This window comes from Pontibacter pamirensis (genome assembly GCF_010015475.1).
GTDB classification, from domain to species: domain Bacteria; phylum Bacteroidota; class Bacteroidia; order Cytophagales; family Hymenobacteraceae; genus Pontibacter; species Pontibacter pamirensis.
Genome location: NZ_SSNI01000083.1, coordinates 1 through 5,777 on the forward strand (window position 1 = coordinate 1; position 5,777 = coordinate 5,777).

The 5,777-nt window shown below is 44.5% G+C and carries 5 protein-coding genes; 3 read left to right on the forward strand and 2 right to left on the reverse strand.

All coding sequences use genetic code 11. The features are described from left to right. Window positions 1-1,233: 1,233 nt before the first annotated feature. Complete coding sequence (locus tag E1919_RS26730; protein ID WP_162056461.1) at window positions 1,234-1,644, reverse strand: hypothetical protein; 411 nt, start codon at window positions 1,642-1,644, stop codon at window positions 1,234-1,236. A gap of 888 nt (window positions 1,645-2,532) precedes the next feature. On the opposite strand from E1919_RS26730, the gene E1919_RS26735 reads away from it, so the two are divergent. From E1919_RS26735 to E1919_RS26745, 3 genes are all read left to right on the forward strand, one after another. Further along, window positions 2,533-2,895: a BlaI/MecI/CopY family transcriptional regulator gene (locus E1919_RS26735; protein ID WP_162056462.1), complete on the forward strand. Its 363-nt coding sequence runs from the start codon at window positions 2,533-2,535 to the stop codon at window positions 2,893-2,895. Between the two features lie 4 nt (window positions 2,896-2,899). Continuing rightward, on the forward strand, window positions 2,900-3,862 hold the full coding sequence (locus tag E1919_RS26740; RefSeq protein ID WP_162056463.1) for a M56 family metallopeptidase: 963 nt from the start codon (window positions 2,900-2,902) through the stop codon (window positions 3,860-3,862). A gap of 318 nt (window positions 3,863-4,180) precedes the next feature. After that, complete coding sequence (locus tag E1919_RS26745; RefSeq protein WP_162056464.1) at window positions 4,181-5,146, forward strand: DUF6624 domain-containing protein; 966 nt, start codon at window positions 4,181-4,183, stop codon at window positions 5,144-5,146. A 246-nt stretch (window positions 5,147-5,392) separates the two neighbouring features. Here E1919_RS26745 and E1919_RS26750 read toward each other — a convergent pair. Beyond that, the coding region (locus E1919_RS26750; protein ID WP_162056465.1) for a T9SS type A sorting domain-containing protein at window positions 5,393-5,777 on the reverse strand (385 nt) is incomplete at its 5' end.

Genomic DNA, 5,777 nt, shown 5'->3' on the forward strand with positions numbered 1-5,777 from the left:
TTTAACATGTTCTGACTCTTATAGCAGCAAAGGCAGCTGAAATTCCATAAAGCCGGCGGCTCCTACACGATTTCTGGAAAGGCATGTTTCAGGCTGGCTTTATCCTTCAGGCTACTTTCCTGCTATCTGCTTTGGGACGTTGACAGGACGCAGCTGCAGTACTCCACCGGCTTTCCCGTCAGCTTTGATAACCCCCACTAGCCTACCTCTTCCCCTGAATGATGCCTTCCAGGGCACCATTCAGGTAATGGATCCCGGCACACTAGAGGAGCTGTGCTGGAAAGGCAATTTCATCTATAACAGATCATATGTTCAATAGAGGGGTTGTTTAGGGAATGATAGTTGGTTAGAAGAAGGGGCTTAATTGACGGTTTCCAGGCGATCTGAAATATCCAGCAGATGGTTTATGAAAGTTGTAGGAAGCCAATAGGTGAAAAAACAACTACTACAGATAATCAAAATAACTTTTATTTCATTTACTTATTCAGGTTCATAACAAAAGGGGAGAGAAAGCGAATGTTACAAACCATGGCAGCTAGCACAATCCCCTTTCATAAATGACACTATTTCCAGCAGAAAATCAGAATATTGAGAGAAAAGCAGCTGAATATTGGATGTTACAACTTGTAGATAGAATACCTTGTTTTAAGGGCCTGGGAAAAGCATTCTCGTACTACCGCTACTTTCCAGGCTATACAAACTTGAAAGCTCCGTCTCCCTCATGATTCCTGCTTTATCATGAGGGAGACGGAATCTTGATATAGCCCGGCACCAGCAGCGTGCATGGATTCAGGCTGATGTCCCATCTTTAATTACCTGAAGAGATGGCTTTACGTATGATATGTATCATGACCATGAAAAGGACCGGCCCTTTTCATAACGCTCTCTTCTCGTCTTTCGACTTTTCTTAATGCTTCTCCGTGTTGCTCTTGAGTATGTCCATAAGGGCTGAAAAAAAAGACATGCAGAATAGTAGGATTGGGTTCATGGGTGACATATTAAAAAGGTTTACATGAAAAAAGACTGCCCAAAATGAACAGTCTTCTCTTTTTTCAAGCATTGCAAACTTCGCCTCCCCCGGCGAAATTTTTTATATAATAGAAAGAGCAGCAGGCTCTTGAGTGACGCAAAGTAAAAGAATAGTAATTGCATCTACAAGCTAATATATAATAAAACTGTTACATATTAGAGACTTCATGTCATGCTGAGTAATTACACTATGGGCGGTTTCCTTTATCGCTTTAACCACTGCAGTGCTTCCGCTCTGTCCCCGAAGCTCAGGAATTCTATTGGTTGTTTTATGGCAACGTGAATCTCATCACACACAGACCTGAACAGCTGTTCTCTTTCCATATCTGTTGTTGCCATTCGTGCTACTTTCTGGGCCGGGGAGCGCATAAGTCCGACCGTTAGCTGCGCCATAATAGACCTGTACTCCATTCCCGTCATGTCTAAGGCATTTTTGCTGAAGTCCAGCAGCATCTTTTTTACCTGGTGTTCTCTGGCACCAGTCACAACAGACATGATTACTCTTTTAAATTCTGGAGCCGGAAGAGGTCTTGTCTCTTTTAATTCTGCAAATAGAATATCGTCTATAGCGGCGTGCTCTAGTTCGACAAGTTCGTCGGCGTATAGGAGTACCATTGGAAGCTATAAAGTTTGAATAAAATGCTGATTCTAGCATTTACAGTATTTGTTATAACATGGCACCAATATAGAAATTTGTGAATACAAATAAAATGGTTGATGCTGTTTATCTCTGTTCTTCAGTGAGCCAGGTAGCAGGCATTTTATCACAATCGGGTGTTAAATGTCAATCAAACAGAGCTGGCAATGGTTATTCATAAGTGTCTACCTCCCACCCTGCCCAACTCTCGAGCGGCAACTTAACGTACCTCAGAAGCCTGCTGGATGTGGGGGCTGATGTGTTCATCTATACAGAGAAAAGAGAGTACGTCGTAACTACCACGAGATGATGAGCTGGAGGAAGTAAAGACTCATGCAAACACTTCGGACTTAAGAAGGTTGCAAAAAGCAAAGGAAGCTAAAATGAAAAAGCCGCCCTCTGCAGGGGCGGCTTTTTTTCTAACTAACAAACAATTTGCTTACATCTCACCTTAAGCATAATGAAAGTAGTTGTTTATTATCAATTTAGCAAGAATTTTAGACGAAGCAGCTGATTTGATGTACCACCTCTCTGGAAGAATAGGCGAACCTATTAAATCACCCTCACGAAGCGCTCCCTGTTTCTGGGCCTGGTGCCGGAGACCTAACGCCAGGGGTAAAGCGTGGAGGAGGAACCGCCCGCCTACTTATTTTAGATTGAACGGGATATATAACATAATTTAATTTAACGCCTAACTATAATAAGACAATCTCTGAACAGAAACATCAAGATGTCCAATAGGCAGAGTAGATGCTTATTGGACCCCTCTTTGATACATACAAAACAAACTAAAATTATCAACTCTTTATTACGAAATCTTCGTATTGTTACTAACAATCCGTAGACATACTAAACTTTCGTAATACATGAAAAGACTTACAGAGCAAGAGCAGGAGGTAATGCTGGTGGTATGGCAAAACAAAGGTGGCTTTATCAAAGACTTTTTGGAATCCCTTCCTGAGCCCAAGCCCCCATACACTACGCTGGCTTCTACCGTGAGGAAGCTCGAGCAGATAGGCTATCTGCGGGGTGAGAAGCTCGGCAACTCCTACCGCTACACACCCGCTGTCGGTGCTGGCGAGTATAGAAAGCGCTTCATGAGCGACATTGTAAGCGACTACTTCAGCAATTCTTACAAGGAGCTGGTATCATTCTTTGCTAACGAGAAGCAGATAAGTACTGATGAACTGAGAGAGATCATCAATATGATTGAGAAACCTAAAGAATAGTCCTATGGCTGACACGCTCATTTACATCCTGCAGGTGAACATAGGCCTTGTGCTCTTCTCCCTTGCCTATTGGCTTACCTTGCGTCCGCTTACGTTTTACACGATTAACCGTGTATTCCTCATGTTCGGAATAGCATTCTCCTTTAGCTTTCCGTTGATAAATCTCCCCATATTTATCTGGCCGAATGTAGTCACCCACTATGTACCCTCCTTTGAGTCGGTTCATGTGCAAGCAGCGGCACCAGTGAGCTTGGTGGCACTTGCCATTTTATTCTGGATGGGTGTAGTAACAATGGCGCTGAGGCTATTTGTCCAGCTTGCCTCTCTTTACATGATTCATATGCATTCCACCCATAGCTGTTTCAATGGAGTGTGGTATCGGAATGTAGGGAAAAGAATAAATCCATTCACTTTCTGGCGGTCTATTTACCTTAACCCTGAACAACACCAAGAAAGTGACTTAGCCCCTATACTTTGCCATGAGCAGGTGCATGTTAGGCAATGGCACACGGTCGATGTTTTGCTGTCTGAGTTATGCAGAATTCTCTGCTGGTTTAACCCAGTTGTGTGGCTTTTTGTGCACTCAGTAAAAGAGAACATTGAGTTCATTGCCGACAGAGAAGTGATAAAGAGCGGAATAGAAAGAAAAGTTTACCAGTATAGTCTCATAAGAATAGGCGCTACATCTCATGCCCCAACGCCTGTGAACAATTTTAATCTTCTAACCATAAAAAACAGAATAAGAATGATGAACAAAATGAAGTCCCCGATTATGCATATAGCAAGGTATCTTGTCCTGGTGCCACTTGTAATAGCTCTAGCGTTCTCTGCCTGCAGTGAAATAAATGAAGTCCCGTTGCCAGAAGCTACAATCAAAGAGCATCAAGAAGCTAAGAAAGCATCCGCTGCCCAACCAAATATACCCGTAGTTGTAGTCAGCGAAGAACCTAAGAATCAAGAAAAATAACATGACTAATACGCCCTGTTGCAATTATCAGCAACAGGGCGTATTATAATATTTCCATTGAATATAATTGCATCAAGTTATGCATGCAAAGTATAGCGATAAACGCATCATAGCTAAACCGTTATTAAGGGGCTTATGAGCCCCTTAATAACGGTTATAAGAGTACCGCCACTACAGACCGGAACAGGGGCAAAAGCTTTGATTCTTTGCAGGCAGGCTGTATTTACGTTAGCCTGCTTTATACTGCCCTATATATTGCATATATTCCTCATTCACATATGCAGGCCCTGTTAGGTAGCTGCATTATAAAAGTCATAAATGATGGGAGTGTATAAATTGGTGTTCTGCGTAATTATCATGCACCTGTTGTTGGGGCAGCAGGTTTCTTTAGGGCAGCAGGCCCCTCAGGAGTATTTTGACCTGGCAGAGAAGGCGGATTCCCTTTACCGGGCAAAGGCCTACCAAGAGGCCGCCCGCACATACACAGCCGCTTTTAAGCTAAACAACTGGAAAGGGTACGTGCCGGACCTCTACAACTCGGCCCGGGCATGGGCACAGGTAAGCAACCTGGACAGCGCTTTCCGGAAACTGGACCGGGTCATTACCTACAGCGGCATCGATGACTTCAAAAACTACCGGTCTTTCCCAACAGAGCCAGCTTTTAGCCCCTTGAAGAAGGACAAACGCTGGCAGGCATTGCTCACCAAAGCAGACACCAGGTTCAACAACCCGCTGGTGCAGCAACTGGACACCATTTTCCGGGAGGACCAGAAATACAGGCTGATGGTAGACAGTGTGGCCAAGGCACATGGCTTTGAGTCAAAAGAAATGCAAAGCCTGTGGCAGCGCATGGCAGCAGTAGACTCGATAAACCTAAGGAAGGTAAAGGCAATCCTAGACAAACATGGCTGGCTTGGAGCACAGGAGGTTGGCCAGCAAGGGAACACCACCTTGTTCTTAGTTATCCAGCATGCTGACTCTGCCACGCAGGCAGAGTACTTGCCCCTGATGCGGGAGGCTGTTCAAAAAGGAAACGCAAACGCAGGCAGCCTGGCTTTGCTGGAAGACCGGGTTGCTTTGAGCCAGGGGAAAAAACAGATTTATGGAAGCCAGATTGGCAGGGACACAGAAAGCGGTGAATACTGTGTCTTGCCACTTGAAGATCCGGACAACGTGGATAAAAGAAGAGCTGCGGTGGGACTACAACCGCTGGCAGAATACATAAAGCGCTGGGGCATTACCTGGGATGCAGAACAGCACAAAAAAGAAGCAAGGAGGAAATAGAGGTGACTCCCACTAAAAAAGCAACAGCGCCTCATACGGTATATTACCCGTTGATTAATACTGTTTTTGAACAACTAGACTAGTGAAAGTAGTAGATTGTGAGGCCTGATAACGTGCATTATGTAAATGAGGACTAATACTAAAACACGACAGCCGCTTTACCTGGTAGATAAAGCGGCTGTCGTGGGACTGGACAAAAACAGTAATCTCTTTTGCCCCTTTTATTAGTGCCTCGGAAGCTTTCCCTTACTTAGTCAGTATCATACGGTTGGTGAACACTTTGTCTCCAGCCTCTACACGATAAATGTATGTTCCGCTTGGCAGGTTGCCCGCTTCAAAGTCTACAGAATAATTACCGGTTTTCAGGCTTTCTGCTACAAGCATTTTTACTTTCTTGCCCAGGATATCAAATACCTCCACCGTTACGAATCCATCCTGCTCAACTGCATAGCTAATTGTAGTAGATTCAGAGAACGGGTTAGGGTAGGTGAAGCTCTGTGTCCACTGCTGAGCTCCTGCAGATTGCATACCGGAAACGTCTACAGTAGATAGTGCCTTCCAGCCTTCGAACGTGCGGGTGATCACGACGGCGAAGTCAGCGCGGGTAACATCCTGCAGCGGCTTAAACGTG